This window comes from Longimonas haloalkaliphila (assembly GCF_055379825.1).
Window position 1 is genome coordinate 98551 of record NZ_AP043948.1, and the last position, 23710, is coordinate 122260.

A 23710-nucleotide genomic window follows, 5' to 3' on the forward strand; every position below is an offset into this window, starting at 1 on the left:
CGCAGCGAGGAAGTGCCTTTAGAACCTGTTTTGATTTCTTAATTTGGGCTCCGAGCGGCGGCGCTGGACTGGGGCCGAAGGTCATGCCCCTGGTGCAAATTGCCCCCGATGTCGGCCCGTAGCCCCGGCTACGAATCTCCATCGGGGTCCAATTTTCGCCTCAGCGGCGCTCGCTCTCGCCTGCAAACCAAAACCCAAACAGGCTCTGAGGGGCAGAAGAGTAACCCGGTGGATAAAAACCAGGTACAGCCCTGCACTTGAGTAGACATGTCGCAGGGGCCTTCCCGAGCCGGTGTTGAGCATTCGGCTCTTTTATGGTCTATCTATTCGTATAGCCTATCTATCGGGCTTTTCTTTACTTGGCCTTGCTCTTCGACGTGCCAAGCACTTCGTTCAGCGATCCGTAGAGCTTCTCTGCTGTGAACGGCTTAGGCAAGAACCGCCGGGCGCCGGCCTCAAGGGCGGCATCTGTTTGTCCGTCGGCTACGCCGCTGGCTGCGATGATAGGAAGGTCAGGATATGAAGCATGAAGCTTGGCGATGAGCTCATGCCCGTTCATCTCGGGCATACGTAGATCTGTGATGACTGCATCGATGGCCTCGTGGTACTCCTCCATGAGTTCGAGTGCCTCCTTGCCATGTCGGGCTACGATCGCCCGGTATCCTGCACTCTCCAGCGTCTGCTGCGCCGTTTCCCGAATGAAGTCCTCATCATCAACAATAAGCACCACCTCTCCCTGTCCGCGTGCCTCTTCATCGTCGGCTCCATCGCCTGTCGCGTTTCGGCTTTTCGTTGTTACGGGCAGGAATATCCGGAACGTGGTTCCTTCATCAGCTTCGCTCCGCACATCGATGAACCCGTTGTGGCTCTTCACGATGCTGTACGCGGTAGACAGCCCCAGACCGGTTCCCTCGCCTTCCGGCTTAGTCGAGAAGAACGGCTCAAAGATCTTATCGATGGCATCATCTGGGATGCCAGTGCCGGTATCCGACACGGTGATACGCACGTAGGGGCCGGGGTCGGCGTCGATGTTACGGCGGGCGTCGCTCGCCGAGAGCGTGATGTTCTCCGCGTTGACTGTAAGCGTGCCTCCGTCCGGCATTGCGTCGCGGGCATTCACGCTCAGGTTCATGAGCACCTGCTGGATCTGCGTGGCATCCCCCATAATCGCGTCAAGATCATCAGCGACAGCGGTCGTCACCGTTATATCATCGGGGAACGTTTCCTGGATGATTTTCTCGACCTCTTCGATGATGCTTCCCGGATTCAGCACGACGCGCTCGCCCTCTACGCCCCGTGCAAAGGCCAGCACCTGCTCAACCATGTCCGATCCCCGCTCGGCGCTCTTCTGAATCATAGACAGCGTGCGCTCGACCTGGTCGTCGTCGTCGAAACGCTGCTGAAGCACCTTAACGCCAAGCAAGATAGGCACGAGCAGGTTGCCGAGGTCGTGGGCAATCCCTCCAACCAGCCGCCCAATGCTTTCCATGCGTTGCGAGCGCAGGAACTGCATCTCCAGCTGCTTCCGCTCCGTAATATCGGTGTTGATGACCAGCACCGACGAGGGCTCGCCAGTGTTATCGCGCACGAGCGTCCACCGGCTTTCCACGACCAGATCGTCACCGTCTTTGGTCTGCTGCTTAAGCTCGCCGGTCCACTCGTCGTCTTCTTCGATGGTTGCGAAGCACTGGTCCAGCTTTTCACGCTGTGCATCGGTGTACAGGTAGTTGCGGGCCTGTTCACCAACCATCTCCTCGGCGGTCCACCCGGTGAGGCGCTCGGCGCTCTTATTCCAGTAGACCACCGAACCATCCATGTCGTACGCAATGATAGCATCACGTGCCTTGTCGAGCAACGCAGCCTGTTCGCGGATGCGCTGATCGGCCTGGGCCCGTTCCACGGCGTATCGAATGGAGCGCTCCAGGAGCGGAGCATCGATTTCTTCTTTGGAGAGATAGTCGGCGGCACCGGCAGCCATTGCCGTCAGATCAATTTCGAGGTCGCCCTGGCCAGTAAGCAGGATAATAGGCGTGTGGTTGCCCCGATCATTGATCGCCTTGAGCAGGTCAAGACCCGTGTATTTTCCCAGACGGTAGTCAACCAGACAGGCGTCATACTCGCCCGACAGAATAGCATTCAGGCCTTCATCATAGCTGGAGGCCCACTCAAGATTACACTCGATGCTCTCAGCGCGAGAGAGCAAGGCCCGTGTAATCAGGAAGTCGTCCTCGTCGTCTTCAACAAGGAGTACGTCGATCTCCTCTGTGGCTGTTATCATTCGGTTTCTTCGTACTGCGGGGGAAGCTTCACGATTTCGAACCAGAAGTCGCCGAGTGCCTGGATGGCATCGGCCAACCCATCAAACGTTACGGGCTTTGTTACGAAAGCGTTCACTCCAAGATCGTAGCTTTGCAAGATATCCTGCTCAGCTTCTGATGTCGTCAGTACAATGATCGGAATGCGCCGGAGCGCTGGGTCCGACTTGATAATCTTGAGCGCCTCGCGCCCGTCCATGCGAGGCATGTTCAGGTCAAGCAAGATAAGCCCCGGACGCGGCGCATCCTCGGGGTTGCTGTACGGCCCTTCATGACGCAGGTACTGCATGAGCTCCTCGCCATCTTCCACCATCGAAATGGTGTTAGCAAGGCGGCTGCGTTTAAGAGCCTGACGCGTGAGGAGCCGGTCGTCAGGGTCGTCTTCGGCAAGGAGGATGCGAATGCTTTCGTCACTCATCCAAGATCTTCTCTGTCGTGAATTGGTCATGTTCATCGGGCGCAGTGGACGTATCGTTAGAGGCTGAAGAGTGCTCGGCAGGAAGCCAGACGGTAAACGTAGATCCTTCGTCAGGCACGCTTTCAACCCCAATGCTTCCACCGTGGCGCTCTACGATACGCCGGCAAATAGCCAGTCCCATCCCCGTACCTTCGTAGGAGCCGCGTCCATGCAGCCGCTGGAAAGGAGTAAAGATGCGATCGACGTATTTGGCTTCAAAGCCAATGCCATTGTCGGTGATGCGAAGGCGGCACAGCGTGTTAGAGGAGGCAGCAACCGGGGGACCGCCATTAAGTGTGTCGCGATCGACCATTGTGGCGTCGACCGTTATCTTGGGAGGCACATCCGGGCGGTGGAACTTGAGGGCGTTGCCGATGAGGTTTTGCAGGAGCTGACGCATCTGCGTGGAATCGGCCTCAATGGTCGCGAGGTCTCCCACTTCAACCGTTCCCTCCACGTCTTCGATACGCATGCTCAAGTCATTGAGCACGTTCTCGACAATCTTATTGAGGTCAACCGGTTTAAAGGGGCGTGCCTGTGTTGTAATGCGCGAGTACACCAGCAGATCAGAGATGAGCTGCGACATGCGCTGCGCCGCATCTTGCATCCGGTCTAAATAGTGCTTTCCGGTATCATCGACCTTGTCGCCGTAATCTTCAACAACCAGGTTCGAGAAGGCGCTGATCTTGCGGAGAGGTTCCTGCAGGTCGTGCGAGGCAATGTACGCGAAGTCGCGCAGTGCGCGGTTGCGCTGTTCCAGTTTCTCATTGGCAACCGACATCGCCTGGGCGGCTTCGCGTCGCTCAGAAATATCACGGAAGGTGACGGCGATGCCGTCTTCAATCTTTACTGCCATAACCTGGCACCATGTTGTGCCGCCTTCGGTATCGGCCAGGCGAAGCTCGCTCTCGTAAGGCTCACCCGTGCGCACAACATTGACGTATGCATCAAACAGTCCCTGATCGGCATGCTCTGGCAGCAGCTCAAGCAGCTTGGTTCCCACCATCTCTTCCGCCGATATCTTAAGGAGCGTCTCACCTTGCGGATTCACAAGCACACACTCGAAGTCAACGATCGTGCCCCGAGCGTCGCGCACAGCCGAGTAGACCACGATGCCGTCAAGCGAGCTGGTGAGTACGCTCGAAAGCACGTCGCGCGAGGTCTGAAGCGCTTCATCTTTCAGCTGCTCGTTGGTGATATCCTCAAAGCAGATAAACACTCCGTAAGGATCCTCCTCGTCCAACTCAAAAAGCGGACGGGCATTAACGCGAATCCATCGGGGCGGTGCATCGGGTGGATAGATCCCCATGACTTCGCCCATCACCGGTTTGCGCTCGTAATAAGCAACCCAGAACGGAAACTCGGTGTTGGCCAGGGGCGTGCCGTCGGGCCGTAGCCCCGTCCACTTGCTGTCGCCGAAGTGCGACCCGATGATCTGCGAACGCGGCCGCCCGAATATCTCGGGCACCGTGTCGTTGCAGTCTCGGAAGATGCCTTCGCTATCCATAAGCAACGCCCCCTCCTGAATGGTGTCGAGCAGCGTGTCAAACCGGGCCTCTACCTGCTGCCGCAGCCGATCGGTCTGGCGCTCGCTGGTACGGTCGGTGGCAAAGAGGGCCGCGTGGGTAACGTTTTCTTCCTCATCGTCGGAGGGGACGGGGCGCATCTCCCAGTCGACCCAGCGCGGCCCGGCCTCTGGAAAGAGCATAACGCGCTGCTTCCCTTGCAGCATCCGGGCCTCATCAATACACCGCTGCAGCGCTTCATGCCACGCCCCCTCAGGATCGTCAATAAGCTCAAAAAGGGAGACGTCTTGTGGAGCGCCAGGCACCAGTACGCGAAACGTACGGCGCCACCGGTCGCTTTCGGCTTCGATGTTTCCATCGGCATCCAAAAGCACGACCGGTGCAGGTAGATCTGCAATGCAAACACGAAGAGAGCTACGCGTCATAGGGGTGTACTGCAAAAGCGTGCGTTGTCGGAAGCGGCGCGTTCAGCAAGGCAGATACGCAGATGAAACGGGTGGCGTGGGGGAGTCTCAGGGTAGGTCCTGCGAGAAGAGCAACAAGCGTGGAGACCAATTGCAATCAATGCACCGCTGAACCCGTAATATATTTGTTATATAATACAGATTCTTTCTTAACATAGGGGATGCCACCGCGAGAGTCAACCGTTTAGTTCACTTTATGAACAGGTTGCTACGCGTGTTAGCCATATGTCCCCATCCCCCGAAGCGACATCTTACGTAGCGAGCCCCCCGCGGACTGGGCAATGGTCAATTTGTGCGAGGCTTATTTCCTCTCAGAGCCGTATCTGCTATCATTGGGCCTACCGGGACCGAGAGGCCCGGTCGCTCTCCATGTGAGCGCGCACGTCGTCGATCGTGTCGCCGCCGTATGTTTCGAGCAGCGCCTCGGCAAGCGTCCATGCCACCGTGGCTTCAGCGACGGTAGAAGCAGCAGGCACGCTGGTGATGTCGCTGCGCTCGTAGCGCGTTGGCTGTGCTTCATTCGTCGCCGTATCGACCGAGTCAAGCGGTTTAATCAGCGTTGGAATGGGCTTCATATAGCCACGCACTACAATAGGCATGCCATTGGTGGTGCCCCCTTCGAGTCCGCCCGCACGATTGGTACGGCGCGGGTATGTATCGCCCTCGCCAGGCAGAATAGGATCATGCACTTCAGAGCCGGGGCGGCTGGCATTGCGCACGCCATCCCCAATCTCTGCGGCTTTCTGAGCTTGGATAGAGCAAATCGCCTGCACAAGACGCCCATCAAGGCGGCGGTCCCAGTGCACATACGACCCGAGTCCAGGTGGCACGCCAGTCGCGATGACTTCGTAGGTACCTCCAAGGGAATCGCGGTTGGCCTTAGCCTCTTCGATGTGCTCGATACAGCGCGTCGTCATGTCTTCGTCGAGCATGCGTGTTTCGCTTGCATCAGCCTTCTCATAGACGGCGCGGGCGCTTCCACCATCAATTAGCGACTCTACGCGATCGTACCAGTCGCCGGGGCCGTCGTATCCGACCTTCCCGATGCGCGTCACGTGGCTGCCTACTTCAATGCCGAAATGACGCAGCAGCGTACGGGCCACTGAGCAGCAGGCCACCCGCATGGCCGTTTCGCGTGCGCTGCTCCGGTCGATAACCGGGCGCATATCGTCGAAGTTGTACTTCTGCATACCTGCCAGGTCTGCGTGTCCCGGACGCGGGAGCGTGACCGGTTCTATGCCCTCGCCATCGCCTTCTATGGCCATCTTCTCGGGCCATCCGGCTTTGTCTTTCTTGTACGCTCCGTTGTCGATGCGCATTGCGATAGGACTTCCGAGTGTTTTTTCAAATCGGATGCCCGAATAGATATGCACCTTGTCATTCTCAATCTTCGAGCGTCCACCACGCCCATAGCCCAGCCAGCGGCGTGCCAGGTGCTCGTTAATATCGGACGGGGAGAGCGGAACGTGTGCGGGCATCCCCTCGACAATTCCAATGAGGGATTCGCCGTGCGACTCGCCAGCAGTTAGGTATCGAATCATGAAGTCAGAGAAACAAACAGAGTAAGAGCAGGCGTTCGGACGCGACCGCTATGGCCGCTCAATATCGTAAAATGCACTGGTACCATTGCGGCGTTGTACACGCACTAATACGCGAGGGTCGGTAGCTTCTTTGAAGCGCTGGGCAACCTCTTCGGCATCATTTACGGAGGTGCCATCCACATGGGTAAGTACTACGTCGCGCGAGACGCCAGCGTTTTCAGCACGGCTGTCTTTTTCGACGAAAACCACATAAGCGCCCCGATCAATCCCAAAGGCAGTGCGGTGCACGTCTGTCAGCGCTCGCAGCCCCAGTCCCCACGAAGGAAGGCTTACGGTCGCTTCGTCGTCTGAGGGTTCATCGCGGGGCAGATCCTCACGGGGGCCGGGGCGCGGAGAAGGGGCTTCATTGTTATCGAGATCTGAAAGCCACTCCTGGTACGCCAACGCCTCGCGCCCCATCAGCTCAACACGCTTGGTCTGGATCTGTCCATCGCGTAGGATGCGAAGCTCCATCGTTTCGCCGGGGCGGCGCTGTGCAACGGCACTCTGCAGCATGTTCGGCGCATCGATGTCGCGCCCGTCAATCGAAAGCACCACGTCTCCATCCTGCAGCCCCCCCTGGTCGGCAGCGCCTCCCGGACGTACCGTACCCACGTATACGCCCTGAATGCGATCCATATTCAGGCGGCGGGCACGTGTGGCATCAATCTCTTCGATGCTCACTCCCAGGTATCCGCGGCGCACCTCGCCATATTCAATGAGATCGGCTACTACACGCTGCATAAGCTGCGTAGGCACCGCAAACCCATAGCCTTCGTACGACCCGCTCTCAGTAGCAATCGCTGTATTGATACCTACGAGCTCACCGCTCAGATTAACCAGCGCCCCTCCCGAATTTCCGGGGTTGATCGCGGCGTCGGTCTGAATGAAATCCTCAATGCTGAAGGTGTCATCGATGATGTCGACCTGGCGTCCGAGCGCGCTCACAATGCCAGCGGTAACGGTGGAGGTAAGCCGAAACGGATTGCCAACCGCCACAACCCAGTCTCCGACTCGCAAGGCATCAGAGTTGCCAAGCGGAACGGTAGGGAGCGGCTCGTCTGCATCCACCTTTACCACCGCAAGGTCGGTAGACGGATCAACGCCGATCACCTCGCCCTGGTACTGTCGTTTGTCGTGAAGGGTGACCTGGATGCTCTGCGCACGCGACACCACATGTTCATTGGTTACAATATGGCCTTCTGCACTCAGGATGACGCCACTGCCCACGCTCTGCCGGGGTCGCGGGGGAAGAAACCGCTCCATGTCGCCGTCAAACCGGAGGCTGCGCTCGTTGCCACGCTCTGTCTCGACCTGAAGGAAGACGACGGTCGGAGTAACGCGGTCGGCCACACGCCGGAAGGCGGTGTTGAGCCCCTGCAGAGTCGGAATGCCATCAGAGGCAATGCTGGAGTCGGCTGTCGATGTAGAGGGGGCCGGCAGCGCAACGGTGTTCCCCCCCAGTTCGATACGTGGTCGGGTGTCTTCGGAGGTACTACCGGATTCATCACCAGGAAAGACCAGCATGAGCAGGATGCCCGCCAGCAACCCGGTGCAGACCAGGCCGACACCGATTGCAAGATGTACTAAGCGACGGGATACTGACATAATCGTATGGTCGTTCTACAAAGAAACCAACCCTGCTGCAAGCATGGCCACCTGCAGACGGGCTACACGCCACGAAACGAATGCGTTAACTGCTCCTCACATAAACAGGCTTGCTGGCTCAGAGCGCTGCATGAGCATTCCACGTCACCATCTTGCTTTAGCATATGCTTTCAATGAGACAATTTTAACACGCTGGCCTTTTCGCATGGTTTGATGTCTGGGCCTTAATATCTAACATTGTACCATCATTACAACTGACATACAGTCGCAGTAGTCCCTGAAGACACGGATTGTGTCGTTTCGTTGCATATCCGTTCGTGGCATATTGTTTAACATCCACCCTTGTAGCTGCCTGAGGCGCCTCGCACATCGTGCACTGTCGCACGTGGATCCAACTTTCTATCTGCTTCTGTTATATGTTGTATTTTGCCCACACAGCTCTGTCATTCGTTTGTGCCAGCTCAGGTCTCAGCCAGCACGTCTTGTCCGCGCGCCGGATAGTCGGTGATAAACCCATCTCCCCCCATTTCTATGATACGTCGCATATCGCTGCGGCTGTTCACCGTCCATGGAATCACCTGCATTCCAATCGACCGGGCCTGTTTAATCATGGATGAAGTAACCAGCTTATAGTCGGGGCTGTATATATGGGGCACAAACCCCAGATCGCTAACGTTATGCGACACCCCTCTGTCTGCCTGCTGCGACACGAGCAGGGCCAGTCGGAGTCCGGGAGCGGCCTCTCGCGTGTAATGTAGCGTGCGCGGGTCGAACGACTGAATTGTGGTGCGGCTGGATACGCCAGCCTGCTGCACCACATCGATCAGATGCTGAGCGAACACATCGGGAGGCGGGTGGAAGACGTTTTCCCATTCGGGGCGGCTCTTCGTTTCAATGTTGTAGAAGACTGCATCGCGGCCGGTGCGGCGCACGAACGCCTCGGCGCGTTCAAGCACATCACGCAAGAGCGGCTTTTGAGCTGCGGTCGGCACTTGGTCTGGAAACGACGGATGCGTTCGGCTCCCACAGTCGTACGCTGCAATTTCGCTATAGGTCATCTGGTAGAGGTTGTGCTCCTGCGCCTCATTCTCGGAGAGCGTGCGCCCGTCGGGAGCCGTACAGATAGCCGGGTTCATCCATGGCTCGTGCGACACCACGACATCACCATCGGCACTCACCACCGCGTCCATCTCCAGAGTGGGAATGCCAAGTGCAAGGGCATACTCAAACGCTGGCCATGTATTCTCTGGACGCACGCCCCGCGCGCCACGGTGCCCCTGCAGGTCAACCCCCGGTGGCGTGCGTGCAGTGTGGGTATCTGAGTCAGTAGTAGCAGACATATCAAAAATACGTTCAGGAGAACACCAGACCATTGCCCAAAGCATGGCCACCAAGGTAACAAGCAGTCCGATTCGAATCCAGCTTGAGTTATCTATCATCTTGCATGCCCCCCCCATGAAAACATAGGCCGCGCTGCTGCATGAAGAACCGCTAATACAGGATTATAGGGCCTTGCTCTTCGTGCAAATAGTAGCTATTTGATTCGTGCCTTGTTATACTACTACACTTAGCATTCCTTCCCCTTTTAGCCATACCGTGGTCACCAACAAGGGGGGAATTTCCTTTTTGAGATGAGTATATAGTCGACTCACATATGGAAACCGACGACAGCCGCATTATCCCTATTCAGATCGAGGACGAAATGAAGTCCTCGTACATCGACTACTCCATGTCGGTGATTGTAAGCCGGGCGCTCCCCGACGTGCGCGACGGCCTCAAGCCCGTGCACCGGCGCGTGCTATACGGCATGAGTGAGCTGGGCCTTACTGCTGGAACGAACTACAAGAAGTGCGCCCGTATTGTCGGGGAGGTGCTCGGAAAGTACCACCCGCACGGCGATTCATCGGTCTATGACACGCTGGTGCGCATGGCGCAGGACTTTTCGATGCGCTACCCGCTGGTCGATGGGCAGGGTAACTTCGGGTCGGTTGATGGCGACTCGGCCGCCGCCATGCGGTATACCGAGGCGCGCATGATCAAGATCGCCGAGCGCATGCTCGACGACATCAACAAAGAGACCGTAGCCACGCAGGAGAACTTCGATGGCACACTCGAAGAACCGACCGTACTTCCGGCGGCGTTTCCCAATATGCTGGTGAACGGGGCCGACGGCATCGCTGTGGGTATGGCCACGAAGATTCCACCGCACAACCTCGGTGAGGCGATCGACGCTGTGGTCGCTTACATCGACAACCCGGAGATCGACATCGACGGGCTCATGCAGCATCTGCCGGCGCCCGACTTTCCTACAGGGGGCATTATCTACGGCTACGCGGGCGTGTACGAGGCCTACCACACCGGACGCGGACGCGTCATCATGCGCGCAAAGATGCACGAAGAGGAGATCCGGAAGGGGCGCATGGCGCTCGTGATCACGGAGATTCCCTATCAGGTCAACAAGAGCACGCTCATCGAACGCATTGCGAAGCGTGTGCGCGACGACCGCATCGAAGGCATCTCAGACCTGCGCGACGAGAGCGACCGCGATGGGATGCGTATTGTGGTTGAGCTCAAGCAGGATGCGGTGCCGCTGGTTGTCAAAAACCAGCTGTACAAGCACTCGCGCCTGCAAGACACCTTCGGCGTGAATATGGTCGCGCTCGTGAACGGACGCCCCCGGGTGCTGAACCTGCAAGAAGCGGTGCATCACTATGTGGAGCATCGCCACACGATCGTGGAGCGACGCACGCAGTACGACCTGCAGAAAGCAGAGAAGCGGTCGCATGTGCTCGAAGGGCTCACGCGTGCGCTCGACAATCTCGACGCAGTCATCACGATCATTCGTCACTCCCCGGATACCGCAGCCGCTCGCGAAAACCTGATCGGCGGGCGCTATCCCGACCCGCTCACTCGCGCCGACCTCGACGAGCTGGGCTTGCCCGCCGCGCATCCTATAGACCGCGAAGAAGATACCCCTATCGCCGAACGCCTTCTCGGGGCCGAGTATCGAGACCTTACGCCGCAGCCCCAGCCGCAGGCCTGGCTCACCGAAGAACAGGCCAACGCGATCTTGCGCTTACGCCTGAGCCGGCTTACCGGACTCGAACGTGAGAAGATCGTGAGCGAGTATCGCGACATCATGGAGAAGATCAAGCAGCTCCATACCATCCTCGCAGATCGCACCGAGCGTATGGACATCGTGCGCCGCGAGCTACTGGCTGTGAAAGAGGATTTCAACGACGAACGCCGTACCGAAATCGATTACACAGGCGGCGGCGATATTATTATCGAGGATCTGATCGAGCGGGAGCATGTGGTGGTCACCGTCACGCACCAGGGGCTTATCAAGCGCACAAGCGTCGACACCTACCGGGCCCAGGGACGCGGCGGCGTCGGACTACGAGCCAGCGGGAAGCGCGACGACGACTATATTGAGCATCTGTTCGTGACGCACTCGCACGACATGCTGCTCTTCTTTACCGATCACGGCCAGTGCTACTGGTTGCGCGTCTTCGAAATTCCCGAAGGCAGCCGCACCGCAAAGGGCCGTTCCATTCGCAACCTCATCGAGATTGCCCCGGACGACCGGATCCGCGCGGTCCTCTCTGTTAGCAAAGAGGACTTCGAGGACGAGGCGTTCTTGAACGACCACTACGTGGTGATGGCGACCCGCAACGGGCAGGTTAAGAAAACCGTGCTGGAAGCGTTCAGCCGTCCCCGATCAAACGGCATCATCGCCATTTCGATCGACGAAGACGATGTGCTCCTCGAAGCTGCGCTTACGGCCGGAGAGAACACCATCGTTGTTGCCTCTTCGGGCGGACGCGCCGTGCACTTCGACGAAAACGATGTGCGCCCAACCGGCCGCAACACGCAGGGCGTACGCGGCATGACGCTGGAAGACGACGAGACGCTGGTGGGCATGGTCTCTGTTGATCCGGACCAGTCACCCGATGTCTTTACACTTTCGGCGCATGGCTACGGCAAACGTACCGAACTCGATCGCTACCGCGTGCAGGGACGCGGCGGCAAGGGCCTCATTACGCTTAACACGACCAAACGCACCGGACCACTCGCACGGATCAAGGGCGTACAGGATGGCCAGGATCTCATGGTAATTACGGAGAATGGCATTATGATTCGCACCAGTGTAGACGAGATTAGCACTATGGGTCGTAACACGCAAGGCGTTCGTGTCATCAACTTGAAGGATGATGATACCATTGCCGACGTAACCCGCGTAGCCCTCGAGGATCTGGTTGAGGCGGATGCGGAGGATGACTCGCCCAACGAACCGTCAGCATCGGCCTCCGAAAACGATACCGGTACCGACAGCCCCGCCCAAGACCAGACCGAGCTGTCTACAAACGGCCAGGCAGACGCGTAGCGGATGCCTGGTCGCCCCACGGCTCTTGTGCGCTGTGTAAGCATCTCCCATGCCTAAGCATCTCCCATGCCATTTCACATGCAGGACTAACACCCATACCAAAGCCCCGCTGCGTAGCAACGCAGCGGGGCTTTTTTGTTGAACCATGATGTTCAACGTTCAGGCCGAACTGTTCAGACCGGACCGTTTAGGCGTCATGTTCTATGATGTCAGAACCTGTTTTGATTTCTTAATTTGGGCACCCCAGGAGTACTTCCTCCCTGTGGTCGGGGCGCTGCGAGCGGCTCCGCTGGGCTGGGGCCGAAGGTCATGCCCCTGGTGAAAATTGCCCCCGATATACGGGCGTCAGTCGGGCTTGCGCCCTCGTGTCGGCCCGTAACCCCGGCTACGAACCTCTACCGTGGTTCAATTATCGTGGTTCAATTTTCGCCGCAGCGGCGCTTGCTCTCGCCAGCAAACCAAAACCCAAACAGGTTCTCAGGCTTGGGGCGCGTCTATCGCACGAGCGCAACCTGACGGGTCTCCACAAAGTCGCTACCTGTTATGCGTACAAAGTGCATTCCGCTTCCCAGCCGGCTGGTCTCAAGCTGCAGGGTGCGCGGCACGTTGCGTTGCAGTCCAATGCGGTCGCGGTAGACGCGCTGTCCCAGCGTGTTGTACACCTCTACGGTAACGACCTGCGACTCGGCTGCTGTCAGGTCAAATGTAAAGTTGCCCTGAGAAGGATTCGGATACGCTTCCGTAAACACGACCGGCGCTTCAAAAGGCACCTGAGCCGTGATCGGCTCGCTCGTCAGAACGTTGCCTTCGGCATCCGTTGAGCGTACTCGGTACTGGTAGCTACCGGCCGCCTGCAGGTCGAGGCGCTCTTGTGCAGTTGTGGTTGCTGAAGTCGAGACGACCTCAAAGTCCTCCGGCTCGGGGCTTGCACCTGGAGCACGCTCGACCTCAAAGACGAAGTCTGCGATGTCTGGCGGGGTGCTCCAGCCCAGAGAAACGCTGGTACGCCCTTGGTTGTCGACGGGCGTTTCAACGTCAGCAGCAAGATCAAACACGTTGATCTCGACTACGGGCTCTTCAACGCTCTCTCCGTCGACTTCGCCACCCCGCACCCACTGAAGCTGATACGTGTACCGGCCCATGGCAAGATCATCGATCTCAATCTGAGGATCCGCGCCACCGGGCAAACGAGCCACCTCCTCGAAGCTTCCGTCAAACTTGCGCTGTCGTACAATGTACTCGTCGATGTCGCTGGCAGCAGGACCCGTCTGCCAGGAGAGCACCACGTTGCCAGTGCGCGACTCGGCCTGTGCCTCGAAAGCAAAGACCTCAGCTCCTACAGCAGCAGCACAGTTCGGGGCAAGCTCCCACCCCATGTCGTCAAGCAGTCCGCAGAAGAGCGGTCCGGGCGTGCGGGCGACCTCGTTGAACCCAATCTGTGGCGTCATGAGTGCGTTGGGATCGCCTGCCTGGTAGGTGGCCTCGTCGAAGTGCGCAATGCTCGACCCCGGCTGGTAAGTGGTCGGAGCATAGATCTGGGCAGGAATCGGACCCGTGCTGTTTTCCGCGGCGATGTCGAGCGACCGCCCCGATGCAAAGAGGGCGTTGCTGGTCAGTGCGTCGCCCAGTTCAGTGGACGGGTTCGGGTAGATGCTGCGGTCAATGAGTTCGTTGAAGACACCGGAGGGCGACTCATGCTGCAGAAACACCTCCAGCGCCCCGGGTACTTTTTGGTCTTCAGGCCGGTCGGGCCCCTGTCCAATGCCCCAGGAGCCTTCTCCGTTGTCGACACTGGTCAGGTTGAAGAAGTTGAGCCCGTGCCCAATCTCGTGCAGGATCACCGAGGTAAAGTCAATCTCGTTCGAGGCAGGTGCATCTTCTCCGAAGTACCAGTCCGACCGATTGCTATTTACGTTCACGATGATGTCTGGCTCGCTTGGACTCTGGTTTTGCCCAGTAAGCGCGTTGACCAACGCATCGCCATACACGACCTCTGACCCGTCGGCCAGCGTAACGGTATAGATAAACCGTGGTCCCGCCGAAGCCAGCACGCCATCTCCCAGATCTTGAAACGACGCATCAATCGTAATGGGTACGGGCGACTGGATGTGCGTTGCCCAGATGTCTACCGCTCGCTGAAAGGCCTGGCGCGCTTCCTGCGTGAATCCAGGGCCGTAGTCAACGTTGATATCGGCCTGCTCCGACTTTGGCACCGCGGTAATATCGGCCTCAAGAAAGGTGTTCATGTTACGCGGATCGTTCTCGTATCCACAGACCTCGTCGTACGACATCACCGACTCGAAGGGGATCCGCTCGTTGATTACGAGCCCATCGGTGCTACCTGGAACCTGCTGAGCCTGAATGGCAGGGGCAGCCACGAGGAACCAGACGAGCATACCGGCTATGCCGATGAACCAGCTCATTCGCGGTGCAGAAGGGAGTACTGACTTCATACCTAAAACAGTTGTAGTGGCCGTGTATTGTGTAGTGAGCACACGATGTGTGTGCTTCGACATTTCGGCAGACGTAGACGCGCTCCGTCGGATACCGTTACAAGGTACCATAAGTATAGCCTGCATACGTGTAAAGCGCAATATCTACCCTTAGAGCCCGTTTTGATTTCTTAATTTGGGCTCCGAGCGACGGCGCTGGACTGGGGCCGAAGGTTATGCCCGTGGTTCAATTTTCGCCTCAGCGGCGCTCGCTCTTGCCGTCAAACCAAAACCCAAACAAGCTCTTACGATGACATATCGACCAAATACCATGCCCACCATCCGGCCGGACGCCAAGTGGTGGGCATGGGGGCTCACGACAGCGAATGCGCCCTTGAGGCATTCTCAGGAGACAGCCTGATCAGGCTGTCTCATCAGGCTGTATGAGATGTATGAGGAGAAGGGGTCGCATGCAGCGCCGCATCGATGCGCTCAATGCCCTCATCAATCTCATCGGTTGTGATGGTGAGCGGCGACCGGAAACGCACCGACGCATCCCCGCATCCCAGAATAATAACTCCCTCTTCAAAGCACTGCTCCAACACGGCATTCCGATACGACTGCGTGGGCAGATCGAATGCGCACATCAGCCCGCGTCCGCGTACATTGGTGACCGCTCCGTGTGCCTCCGACAGGTCGTGCAGCCGCTCTTGCAGATGCGCACCGGCATGATCAGCGTGCGCAACCAGCTCATCTTCCTCGATGATTTCGAGAATGCGATCGAAGCGCACCATGTCTACCAGATTCCCGCCCCAGGTGGAGTTAATACGGCTGGTGGTCTGGAATACGTGGCCATCGACTTCGTCGAGCTTGCGTCCGGCAAGGATGCCGCACACCTGTGTTTTTTTGCCGAAGGCCATGATGTCGGGTGCTACGCCAAGCGACTGGTGCGCCCAAAATTTGCCCGTAATGCCAACGCCGCTCTGCACCTCGTCGAAGATCAGCAGGGCATCGTTCTCATGGGCCAGCGCCTTAAGGTCGCGCAAGAAGGACGTCCGGAAGTGGTTATCGCCTCCCTCACCTTGAATCGGCTCCAGAATAACGGCAGCGATCTCGTCGGGGTGGTCGTGAAAGGCGCGCTTGGCCTGTTGCAAGGCCTGCTGCTCTTTCTTATGCAAACGCTCCTCCTCCGCCTCGTCGATCGGGAAGTGGATTTTGGGGTTGGTGATGCGCGGCCAGTCGAACTTCGGAAAGTACATCGTCTTGCGCGGATCCGACGTGTTCGTCAGCGACATCGTGTATCCGCTGCGCCCGTGAAAGGCCTGATCTAAGTGTAAGACCTTGTGCCCGACTTCGCGCCGGTATCCCTTCTCAAAATTCTTGCGCACCTTCCAGTCAAAAGCTGCTTTGAGCGCGTTCTCAATCGCAAGCGCACCGCCCGATATAAAAAAGGTGTACGGCAGGTAGGCCGGAATACCCACCCGGCTGAATGTATCCACAAACCGCGCCATGTGCTCGGTCATCACATCCGAGTTCGTGATTTTGTTTAGCGCAGCATCCATGAGTCGTTTGCGAAACGCCTCATCCTGCGCCAGCTTGGGATGGTTCATTCCAAGCGGACTGGAAGCGTAGAATCCAAATAGGTCAATGTAGGCCTCGCCTCCCGACTTGTCTTTGAGGCGCACACCCTGGCTCGCATCCATATCGAGAACCATGCGCATCATGCCCTTGGTCAGCATGTGGCGCGAGAGTACGTCGCGTACGTCGTCGGCCTCGATCGGATGTGTGGCTGTTGCTACGTCTGTTTCGGTCATACTGGAAGGTGCATTTTATATCCGTAGAAAGCATCGAACAGAGACAGGAGCATGCTCTGGTGTAGAGGAACGCTCCACCGGACATATCGTTACGTAGAAAGCAGCAAATCTTTCCCCGCTGCCTCATGTAGAGCTCCGCTCAAAACCTGCTTTGATGCATGTCTAACTCTGGCGCCCCCGCCCCCAAGACTCCCGATGAACTTCGCCTGCGCTCTGTTGAAAAAGAAGCCCTGACGTCCTCAGGCGATGGTGATCCGGGCTTTTTCGAACTTCCTGTCGTTGAAGACACCAACAAGAACAAACAAGGAAAGCGTCCGGACTGGCTGCGTGTAAAGCTGCCACAAGGTAAAGAATTCAAGAAGGTGCGTAGCATCATCGATGAGCATGACCTGCATACGGTCTGCGAAAGCGCCAACTGCCCTAACATGGGCGAGTGCTGGAGCGCCGGCACAGCCACATTTATGATTCTGGGCAACATCTGCACCCGGTCGTGTGGGTTCTGCGCGATTAAGACTGGCCGTCCTCAAGATGGACTCGACTGGGACGAGCCGCGCCGTGTCGCTGAAGCTGCCGACCTCATGGGTGTACAGCACGCCGTTGTAACCAGCGTCAACCGAGACGAACGCAAGGATGGCGGCGCTCCCATCTTTGCGGATACGATCAACCGTCTGCACGACCTGGGCTGCACTGTAGAGGTGCTCACACCCGACTTCCGTGGCCTTCGCGAAGCGTGCCAGACCGTGTTTGATGCGCGCCCCGACATCTTCAACCACAACATGGAAACGGTACCCCGCCTCTACCGGCGCGTTCGCCCGCAAGCCGACTACCAGCGCTCGCTCGATGTGCTGCAATGGGCCAAAGAAGACGGCCTCCGTACCAAGAGCGGGATCATGGTCGGTCTTGGCGAAAAGCCCGAAGAGGTACTCGAACTGATGGACGACTTCGTCGAGATCGGCCTCGATGTGATGACGATCGGACAGTACATGCAGCCTACTAAGATGCACCTGCCGGTTGAGGACTGGGTTGAGCCTGAAACGTTTGCCTGGTACAAGGAAGTAGGTGAGGCGAAGGGCATTGAACATGTCGAGAGCAGTCCGCTCACACGTTCGTCGTACCACGCTGAAAAGCACGTATAACGCTCTACCTGGCCGTTTTAATCGGTCGCTGCCATGCCCGTTGCTTCCCCACCGGTCTCAGAGCCAACTCCGCTCCGCTTCACGGTGAGCGACTATCACCGGATGGGGGAGACGGGCATGCTGGATACAGATTGCCGCATCGAACTCATTGACGGCCACCTCTACCAGATGTCGCCCATCGGAAGCCGGCACGCTGCGTGCGTACGCCACCTAAACCGGTTGTCTTCCACATTGCTACCGTCCGAGCGAGTGCTCATCAGCATTCAAGATCCCATTGTGCTTCCGCCTGATTCAAGCCAGAGCCAGATGTCACGCTGCTGAAGCCCCGACGCGACGATTACGCATCGCGTCATCCCCGCCCTGAAGACGTGCTTCTCGTGGTGGAGGTCGCCGATTCTTCGCTTACGTTCGACCAAGAGGTGAAGGGGCCGCTGTGCGCGCGCGTCAGCATCCCCGAAGTATGGATCGCAGCGCTCGAGGCAGACAGGGTATACACCTATCAGCACCCATCAGGCAACGAATATTCCGACCGGCGCAGCTACACCCGCAAAGACACTCTCCCTATGCCGCGTGCTATCGAGGCAACATCGGTCTCCGTATCGCAGATACTGGGCAAGTGACGGTGGACGAGTCACTGACGGAGCGCAGTCGGTTTGAGAGTATTTCACCAAACATCGCCCGTTGATTCATCTCGAATCAACACCGGTTCACTTAGCCTGTTCGTATCGGGAACGTATCTTTAACGGCTGCAGAAGCGGCCAACACTCTTTTACCCTTTCTTCCCGACAACGACTTATGGCTATTGAACGTACCCTTGCTATCCTAAAGCCCGACTGTGTGCAGAAAGAACTGGTAGGCACGGTCCTCGCCCGCATTCAGGACGCAGGGTTTGCTGTGCGTGGGCTAAAAATGATTACGCTCTCCAAGCGCGAAGCAGAAGGATTCTACGCTGTGCACAAGGACAAACCGTTTTTCGATGAACTGACCGACTTCATGTCGAGCGGTCCATGCGTGCCGGTTGTGCTTGAGAAAGAAAATGCTATTGCTGACTTCCGCACGCTTATTGGTGCAACTAACCCGGAAGAGGCCGACGAAGGCACGATTCGCGCTGACTTTGCCGACTCCATCTCGACAAACATTGTGCATGGCTCAGATTCCGTTGCAAACGGCCAGAAAGAAGCAGCCTATTTCTTTGCTGAGCACGAGCTGGTTGCGAATCAGAGTGCGTAGTTTCTGCGTTTCGGATTTACCTGCGCGCCCCTACCGCTCGGGGGGATACCGCAGCGCATCGCTCATTCTGTTTTCTCTTGCTCTTCTGCCGCACCCGGCGTGTAAAGAAGTGCATAGATGACACCCAGGTAGCCCCCCATGAGCATCAAAGGGGATACGTACAGCGAGAGCGTACCTTCAAGGGCCCCCTCAATGTACATGAGCGTGAACCCAAGGACAACGCTGAGCACACTGGCCAGCAGCAACTTGTAGTTGATCGGCTGAAGGACCGGAGGCTGAGCGCCTCGACGGCGCGAGCGAGATGAACGAGGCCGTGGCATGGCACAATTTTGGGTGATAGTTGACTTCCTGACGGATGCGCCCCAACTTAAGCCTACGCAGTGCAGTTCCGATATGGATCTACGGGCGCGCTCTGCTCCTGATGATGTTCTACCGACCGGCCATGAACGCTTTGCTTGCTCTCCGTACTCTTTCTCTCGGATGTCTCGCTACACTGCTTGTGCTGGTCACAAGCAGTCCGCTACCCGGCGCCGCGCAACCCCTTACCAGTGACCCCTCCTCTGCGCTCTCAAGCGAGATAGACCGCATTCTGGATGCACACTGGGGGTCTACTCCAGCGTTCTGGGGTATCCACGTAGTTGATCTTGAGAATGGAAATACGCTGTATGGGCACCATGCCGATCACCGGCTCATTCCTGCGTCGACGCAAAAGCTGCTCACGACTGCTGCTGCACTCGACCGACTGGGCAGCTCGTACCGCTACGAAACGGAACTGCACTTCAATGGCACCACCGAAGGAGCGGTGATGCGTGGCGACCTTACGCTTCGGGGGTCGGGCGACCCTACGTTTGGGAGCACTGAGATCTGGCAACGTGACCCGCTCCAAGAATGGGCCCAAAAACTCGCCGAGCAGGGCGTGGAGCGCATTGAGGGGCGCCTTATTGGCGATGCCCGCCGTTTTGACGGCGTTGCCTACCCGGAAAGCTGGGACATCGGGTACGTGACACGCCAGGCCAGCCGGTACATCGGCACCGCCAGCGGGGCGCTTGCTTACAGTGACAACGTCGTGGCGCTCCGCATACAGGCCACTTCCCCCGGACAGCCGCCCGACATTCGTCCTTACCCGAACGGAGCGCTCACCCTTAACAATGAAGCCACAACAAGCAGCCGGTGGCGAGGCAATGCTCTTCATCTGGACCGCGCATTCGAATCGAACACAATTCGCCTACACGGCTCAGTGGCCCGTTCATACAGAGGCACCGTTAACGTACCGGTGACTACGCCAACCGACTTTGCAATGCGTAGCCTCGTGCTTGCACTTGAAGAGGCCGGCATTGAAACCGATCTGACACGTGTTGATGCCGATACCCTGAATACGGTGCCCGATCGTGGGTCGCTTCTCTTTGTATCGCTTTCGCCCCCACTCGCTGACATTGTTGCAGTCATTAACAAGCGATCCAACAACTTCTACGCCGAGCAGCTCTTGCGCACCATCGGATGGGGCGGATCGGTAGAGGGCGGCGAGAATCGGATTCGGCAGTTTCTGCGTCAGGCTGGCGTGGCCCGCCCGCCCGCCATCCACGACGGCTCGGGACTCTCTCGGCGCAACCTCGTCACTCCCGAAACGCTAACCGGGCTGCTCCAGCATATGGAAAACCACCCCGAATCGGAGGCCTTCAAAACTTCACTGGCAGGCAGCGGTGAGCGTAACACAACGATGGAGTATCGCCTGTCACGTTACAATGTGGAGGCGAAGACCGGCTCGCTACGATACGTGCGTGCGCTGAGCGGCTACGTAACGCGTCCCGACGGATCGCGCGTTGCCTTTTCGATGATGGCGAACAACTATTCAGGCGGGGCCTACCGCGTACGTCGCACCATGGATGAGATTGTGCAGACGCTTACCGACGCCCCCGTGCTGTAGCGCACCTGCTGTAGCGCTCTTGCCGTTTAAGGCATTCGCCGTTTCTTTTTTTCGCCCCCTTCTATGACTCCGATCACCCGTTACATTTTGACTGGCGCCGGACTGGTGCTCGTGCAGTGGGTGGTGCTTCAGCATCTTGACATATGGGGGGCCACGCCCGATGCCGTACTGCTTTTCCTGGCATGGCTCGCCCTACGTGTCTCCCGGCGCACAGCCGCACTAAGCGGATTTGCTCTTGGATTTGCCCTCGACGTCGCCTATGGCACATGGGGCATGCACGCTCTGGTAAAAACCATCACCGGGTTTTTGCTGGGAAGCGTTACGCTCTCTGACGATCGTGACGCCGTGCTCATCCAGGCCAATCAGGCTTTTCTGGGGGGCTTTCTGCTCACGTTGATGCACAACGGACTGCTGGTGATTCTGCTGGCGCTTCAGGCTCAAACCAGCAACACCTTTCTGGTGAACGCGCTCTGGCTTGGATCTTCGCTCTACACTGCGGTCATTGCTACCCTGGTCGCCTGGCTCGCGCCCCGCGACACACGATAGCTGGCTCGTGTCAGCTCTTTGGTGGGCTGCTACCCATTTACAGGAGTTCCAGGTGTGGAGCAAAGGCATCGATCACACGGCGCCGCGTTGCGGATTCGAGGGGTAGTGGCTCCAGCGGAAGGCGTACGTGCTCATGCATCTGTGTTGTAGCTGCCAGCACTGTTTTCACGGGTACGGGATTCGTGGCGTAGAAGCACGCCCGCATCGCATCCAACAGCTCAAAATGCTTTTTCTGAGCCGTAGCTATATCGCCGGCGAGGGCTGCTCGTGTTAGCATGCTAAAAGCGCCAGGCAACGCGTTGCTGATCACCGAAACGACGCCGTCTCCACCAAGCAGCGTCACCGGCAATGTCATCTCATCGTCGCCCGCATACACCGCAAACCCGTCAGGGCGATGCGCCAGAATATCTGTGATCTGCCCTAAGTCGCCCGAAGCCTCTTTCATGCCTGCCACCTGGGGCACCTCCTCCGCCAGGCGCAGCGTCGTTTCGGCTGTGATGTTGAAGCTGGTACGCCCCGGCACGTTGTAGAGCACAATGGGCAGATCCGAAGCGTCGGCGATGGCAGCGGTGTGGGCCACGAAGTTGTCTTGCGATGGCTTGTTATAGTAAGGCCCCACGACCAGCAGCCCGTCGGCTCCAGCTTGCTCGGCTTCTTTTGAGAAGCGAATGCTCTGTGCGGTATTGTTTGTGCCGGTGCCTACGATAACCGGCACGCGCCCATCGGTAGTGTCTACAGCCCAATCAACCAGCTGGCGGCGTTCGTCGTCGGTAACGGTGGGGTTCTCACCGGTGGTGCCTAAAACCACCAGCGCACCCACGCCGCCCTCAATCTGTGCTTCAATGAGCGTGCGAAAAGCCGATTCGTCGAGGTCGTTATCGGGCGTAAAGGGCGTAACGAGTGCAGGCGCCGATCCTCGAAAGAGCATAGAGGTTGACATAGGGAGCAGGGGCGTTAATGAGCAGAAAAAGTGGGGGGGCAACGAGCAGAGCAGTCGCTTTTACGCGGCATGCTGCGCATCCATTAAGTAAATCAGTAAAAAATACATTTGCACTTTGTCATCGCGAGGAGGGAGCTTGCGACCGACGCGGCGTTCCTCGCAACGACATACTCGAAGATTTTTTGTGGGCCTACTTAAAACGTTAATCGTTGATCAGGTGGTCGAGCATGTCGTCGAGCGTGAAAAGTCCGGTGCGTCCAGGCAACCATTCGGCAGCGGCCAGGGCTCCGGCGGCAAATCCGGTGCGCCCCTTGGCTTTGTGCGAGAGGCGCAGCTGGTCATGCGGGCTGTCGAAGGCGACGGTATGCTCGCCAAACACCGACCCTGCACGGGTAGATGAGACGTGCAGCGCCTTCGGATCGATCCGGTCGTGTTGCGTTTCAGATTCAATGTGGGTTTTTCGTTGCAACGCATCGCGCACCACCTCGCCCAGCATCTGCGCAGTCCCACTGGGGCTGTCCACTTTCTTGCGGTGGTGCACCTCATGCACAAAGGCATCGTAGTCGGGCAGCGCATCCATCAGCGTAGCCGCCTTCTGGACGGCCCGCCGCAGCACGGCTACGCCGACTGAAAAGTTAGGAGCATACAGGAGGGCTGCCTCGTGCGCATCAACCAATGCCTGTACCGTATCGAGCGATTCGTACCAGCCGGTGGTACCCACAACAGCCGGCACGCCTACGGTGCAGTAGCGCTCAATGTGATCAAGAGCAAGCGACGGGAGCGAGAAGTCGATCACGACATCGGCATTCGTAAGCGGTTCCGGATCCGCATCCAGCAGTGGACGATCGGCATCATACGTAGCAATGAGCGTGTGACCGGTTGTGCGCACCTGTTTGGCAACGACAGATCCGGTTTGCCCGGTTCCCACGAGGGCAATGGTCATAGTAAAGCGGAATGTTTTGGATGAAAGATACGGTGCAACTGTGCGAATGCTACGGATGCACTGCAGATGCGCTTCCTGACGAAGACCTGGCCTCGCGAAATTATCGCCAAAGACCATTTCGAACGGCATAGGAACGAGGGTTCGTTACCAACGAGCACAGATGTCGTTAGATCTCGCTGGCCACTTCGCTTCAGAGCCCATTCAGACTGCCGCCCCTCTTCTCTAATCGTTATGCTCGCTGCTGAACCCGCTTGCGGGTGCACCTTAGATTCATGCCCTGCATCGAACACCGCTTCCTTGCTTCTGGTAAAGATACACTAATTTTGCTCTCATGCTGTTCAGCTTAGGTGTCGCAGTGTAAAAATAGACGGTGTAACTTGCGTGTTAAGTAGTTACGTCTTGGCTCGT

The 23710-nt window shown here is 57.8% G+C and carries 16 protein-coding genes and 1 pseudogene; 6 read left to right on the plus strand and 11 right to left on the minus strand.

The features are described 5' to 3' along the window. Positions 1-355 precede the first annotated feature (355 nt). From ACZ48V_RS00375 to ACZ48V_RS00400, 6 genes are all read right to left on the minus strand, one after another. The gene (locus ACZ48V_RS00375; protein WP_464540577.1) at positions 356-2278 is read right to left on the minus strand and encodes a hybrid sensor histidine kinase/response regulator; all 1923 of its coding nucleotides are present in this window, start codon (positions 2276-2278) and stop codon (positions 356-358) included. Further along, entirely contained in the window at positions 2275-2733 is a 459-nt protein-coding gene (locus ACZ48V_RS00380) for a response regulator (RefSeq protein ID WP_353561635.1), read from the minus strand. The genes ACZ48V_RS00375 and ACZ48V_RS00380 overlap by 4 nt, the downstream gene beginning before the upstream one ends. Beyond that, a complete protein-coding gene (locus tag ACZ48V_RS00385; RefSeq protein WP_464540579.1) occupies positions 2726-4723 on the minus strand; it encodes a PAS domain-containing sensor histidine kinase in 1998 nt (665 codons plus the stop codon). Before ACZ48V_RS00385 ends, ACZ48V_RS00380 begins: the two co-directional genes overlap by 8 nt. A gap of 377 nt (positions 4724-5100) precedes the next feature. Then, on the minus strand, positions 5101-6303 hold the full coding sequence (aroC, locus tag ACZ48V_RS00390) for a chorismate synthase (protein WP_464540581.1): 1203 nt from the start codon (positions 6301-6303) through the stop codon (positions 5101-5103). 48 nt (positions 6304-6351) lie between these two features. After that, the gene (locus tag ACZ48V_RS00395; protein WP_464540583.1) at positions 6352-7950 is read right to left on the minus strand and encodes a trypsin-like peptidase domain-containing protein; all 1599 of its coding nucleotides are present in this window, start codon (positions 7948-7950) and stop codon (positions 6352-6354) included. A gap of 461 nt (positions 7951-8411) precedes the next feature. Beyond that, positions 8412-9290, minus strand: coding sequence for a glycerophosphodiester phosphodiesterase (locus ACZ48V_RS00400; RefSeq protein ID WP_464540585.1), 879 nt, complete (start codon positions 9288-9290; stop codon positions 8412-8414). A 314-nt stretch (positions 9291-9604) separates the two neighbouring features. Here ACZ48V_RS00400 and gyrA point away from each other — a divergent pair, with 314 nt between their 5' ends. Further along, a complete protein-coding gene (gyrA, locus tag ACZ48V_RS00405; protein ID WP_464540587.1) occupies positions 9605-12337 on the plus strand; it encodes a DNA gyrase subunit A in 2733 nt (910 codons plus the stop codon). 494 nt (positions 12338-12831) lie between these two features. Here the strand turns inward: gyrA and ACZ48V_RS00410 are convergent, their stop codons facing one another. Next, the gene (locus ACZ48V_RS00410) at positions 12832-14790 is read right to left on the minus strand and encodes a T9SS type A sorting domain-containing protein (protein WP_464540589.1); all 1959 of its coding nucleotides are present in this window, start codon (positions 14788-14790) and stop codon (positions 12832-12834) included. 413 nt (positions 14791-15203) lie between these two features. After that, on the minus strand, positions 15204-16583 hold the full coding sequence (gene lat, locus ACZ48V_RS00415) for an L-lysine 6-transaminase (protein ID WP_464540591.1): 1380 nt from the start codon (positions 16581-16583) through the stop codon (positions 15204-15206). Positions 16584-16741: 158 nt separating this feature from the next. On the opposite strand from lat, the gene lipA reads away from it, so the two are divergent. The 3 genes and pseudogenes from lipA (at position 16742) to ndk (ending at position 18949) form a co-directional block, all read left to right on the plus strand. Beyond that, on the plus strand, positions 16742-17719 hold the full coding sequence (gene lipA / locus ACZ48V_RS00420; protein ID WP_464540593.1) for a lipoyl synthase: 978 nt from the start codon (positions 16742-16744) through the stop codon (positions 17717-17719). Between the two features lie 117 nt (positions 17720-17836). Then, positions 17837-18339: pseudogene (locus ACZ48V_RS00425) on the plus strand (Uma2 family endonuclease). Between the two features lie 181 nt (positions 18340-18520). Next, positions 18521-18949, plus strand: a complete 429-nt coding sequence (gene ndk, locus ACZ48V_RS00430; protein WP_464543149.1) for a nucleoside-diphosphate kinase — start codon at positions 18521-18523, stop codon at positions 18947-18949. Between the two features lie 62 nt (positions 18950-19011). Here the strand turns inward: ndk and ACZ48V_RS00435 are convergent, their stop codons facing one another. Further along, positions 19012-19269: a hypothetical protein gene (locus ACZ48V_RS00435; protein ID WP_464540595.1), complete on the minus strand. Its 258-nt coding sequence runs from the start codon at positions 19267-19269 to the stop codon at positions 19012-19014. A 122-nt stretch (positions 19270-19391) separates the two neighbouring features. Between ACZ48V_RS00435 and dacB the strand changes: the two genes are divergently transcribed. Together dacB and mreD are read left to right on the plus strand one after the other, a co-directional pair. Further along, a complete protein-coding gene (dacB, locus tag ACZ48V_RS00440) occupies positions 19392-20873 on the plus strand; it encodes a D-alanyl-D-alanine carboxypeptidase/D-alanyl-D-alanine endopeptidase (RefSeq protein WP_464540597.1) in 1482 nt (493 codons plus the stop codon). 63 nt (positions 20874-20936) lie between these two features. Then, positions 20937-21419 carry a rod shape-determining protein MreD gene (mreD, locus tag ACZ48V_RS00445; protein ID WP_464540598.1) on the plus strand — a complete coding sequence of 161 codons (483 nt, stop codon included), beginning with the start codon at positions 20937-20939 and terminating at the stop codon, positions 21417-21419. Positions 21420-21456: 37 nt separating this feature from the next. Here mreD and dapA read toward each other — a convergent pair whose 3' ends face one another. Both dapA and dapB read right to left on the minus strand, forming a co-directional pair. Beyond that, positions 21457-22359 carry a 4-hydroxy-tetrahydrodipicolinate synthase gene (dapA, locus tag ACZ48V_RS00450; protein ID WP_464540600.1) on the minus strand — a complete coding sequence of 301 codons (903 nt, stop codon included), beginning with the start codon at positions 22357-22359 and terminating at the stop codon, positions 21457-21459. Between the two features lie 202 nt (positions 22360-22561). Then, positions 22562-23302, minus strand: coding sequence for a 4-hydroxy-tetrahydrodipicolinate reductase (gene dapB, locus ACZ48V_RS00455; protein WP_464540602.1), 741 nt, complete (start codon positions 23300-23302; stop codon positions 22562-22564). Between the last annotated feature and the right edge of the window lie 408 nt (positions 23303-23710).

Excerpts from the sequence above, each read along its gene's own strand:
- ACZ48V_RS00375 (WP_464540577.1), bottom strand. The coding sequence starts at position 2,278 with ATGATAACAGCCACAGAGGAGATCGACGTACTCCTTGTTGAAGACGAC.
- ACZ48V_RS00380 (WP_353561635.1), bottom strand. The coding sequence starts at position 2,733 with ATGAGTGACGAAAGCATTCGCATCCTCCTTGCCGAAGACGACCCTGAC.
- ACZ48V_RS00385 (WP_464540579.1), bottom strand. The coding sequence starts at position 4,723 with ATGACGCGTAGCTCTCTTCGTGTTTGCATTGCAGATCTACCTGCACCG.
- aroC (WP_464540581.1), bottom strand. The coding sequence starts at position 6,303 with ATGATTCGATACCTAACTGCTGGCGAGTCGCACGGCGAATCCCTCATT.
- ACZ48V_RS00395 (WP_464540583.1), bottom strand. The coding sequence starts at position 7,950 with ATGTCAGTATCCCGTCGCTTAGTACATCTTGCAATCGGTGTCGGCCTG.
- ACZ48V_RS00400 (WP_464540585.1), bottom strand. The coding sequence starts at position 9,290 with ATGTCTGCTACTACTGACTCAGATACCCACACTGCACGCACGCCACCG.
- gyrA (WP_464540587.1), top strand. The coding sequence starts at position 9,605 with ATGGAAACCGACGACAGCCGCATTATCCCTATTCAGATCGAGGACGAA.
- ACZ48V_RS00410 (WP_464540589.1), bottom strand. The coding sequence starts at position 14,790 with ATGAAGTCAGTACTCCCTTCTGCACCGCGAATGAGCTGGTTCATCGGC.
- lat (WP_464540591.1), bottom strand. The coding sequence starts at position 16,583 with ATGACCGAAACAGACGTAGCAACAGCCACACATCCGATCGAGGCCGAC.
- lipA (WP_464540593.1), top strand. The coding sequence starts at position 16,742 with ATGTCTAACTCTGGCGCCCCCGCCCCCAAGACTCCCGATGAACTTCGC.
- ACZ48V_RS00435 (WP_464540595.1), bottom strand. The coding sequence starts at position 19,269 with ATGCCACGGCCTCGTTCATCTCGCTCGCGCCGTCGAGGCGCTCAGCCT.
- dacB (WP_464540597.1), top strand. The coding sequence starts at position 19,392 with ATGAACGCTTTGCTTGCTCTCCGTACTCTTTCTCTCGGATGTCTCGCT.
- mreD (WP_464540598.1), top strand. The coding sequence starts at position 20,937 with ATGACTCCGATCACCCGTTACATTTTGACTGGCGCCGGACTGGTGCTC.
- dapA (WP_464540600.1), bottom strand. The coding sequence starts at position 22,359 with ATGTCAACCTCTATGCTCTTTCGAGGATCGGCGCCTGCACTCGTTACG.
- dapB (WP_464540602.1), bottom strand. The coding sequence starts at position 23,302 with ATGACCATTGCCCTCGTGGGAACCGGGCAAACCGGATCTGTCGTTGCC.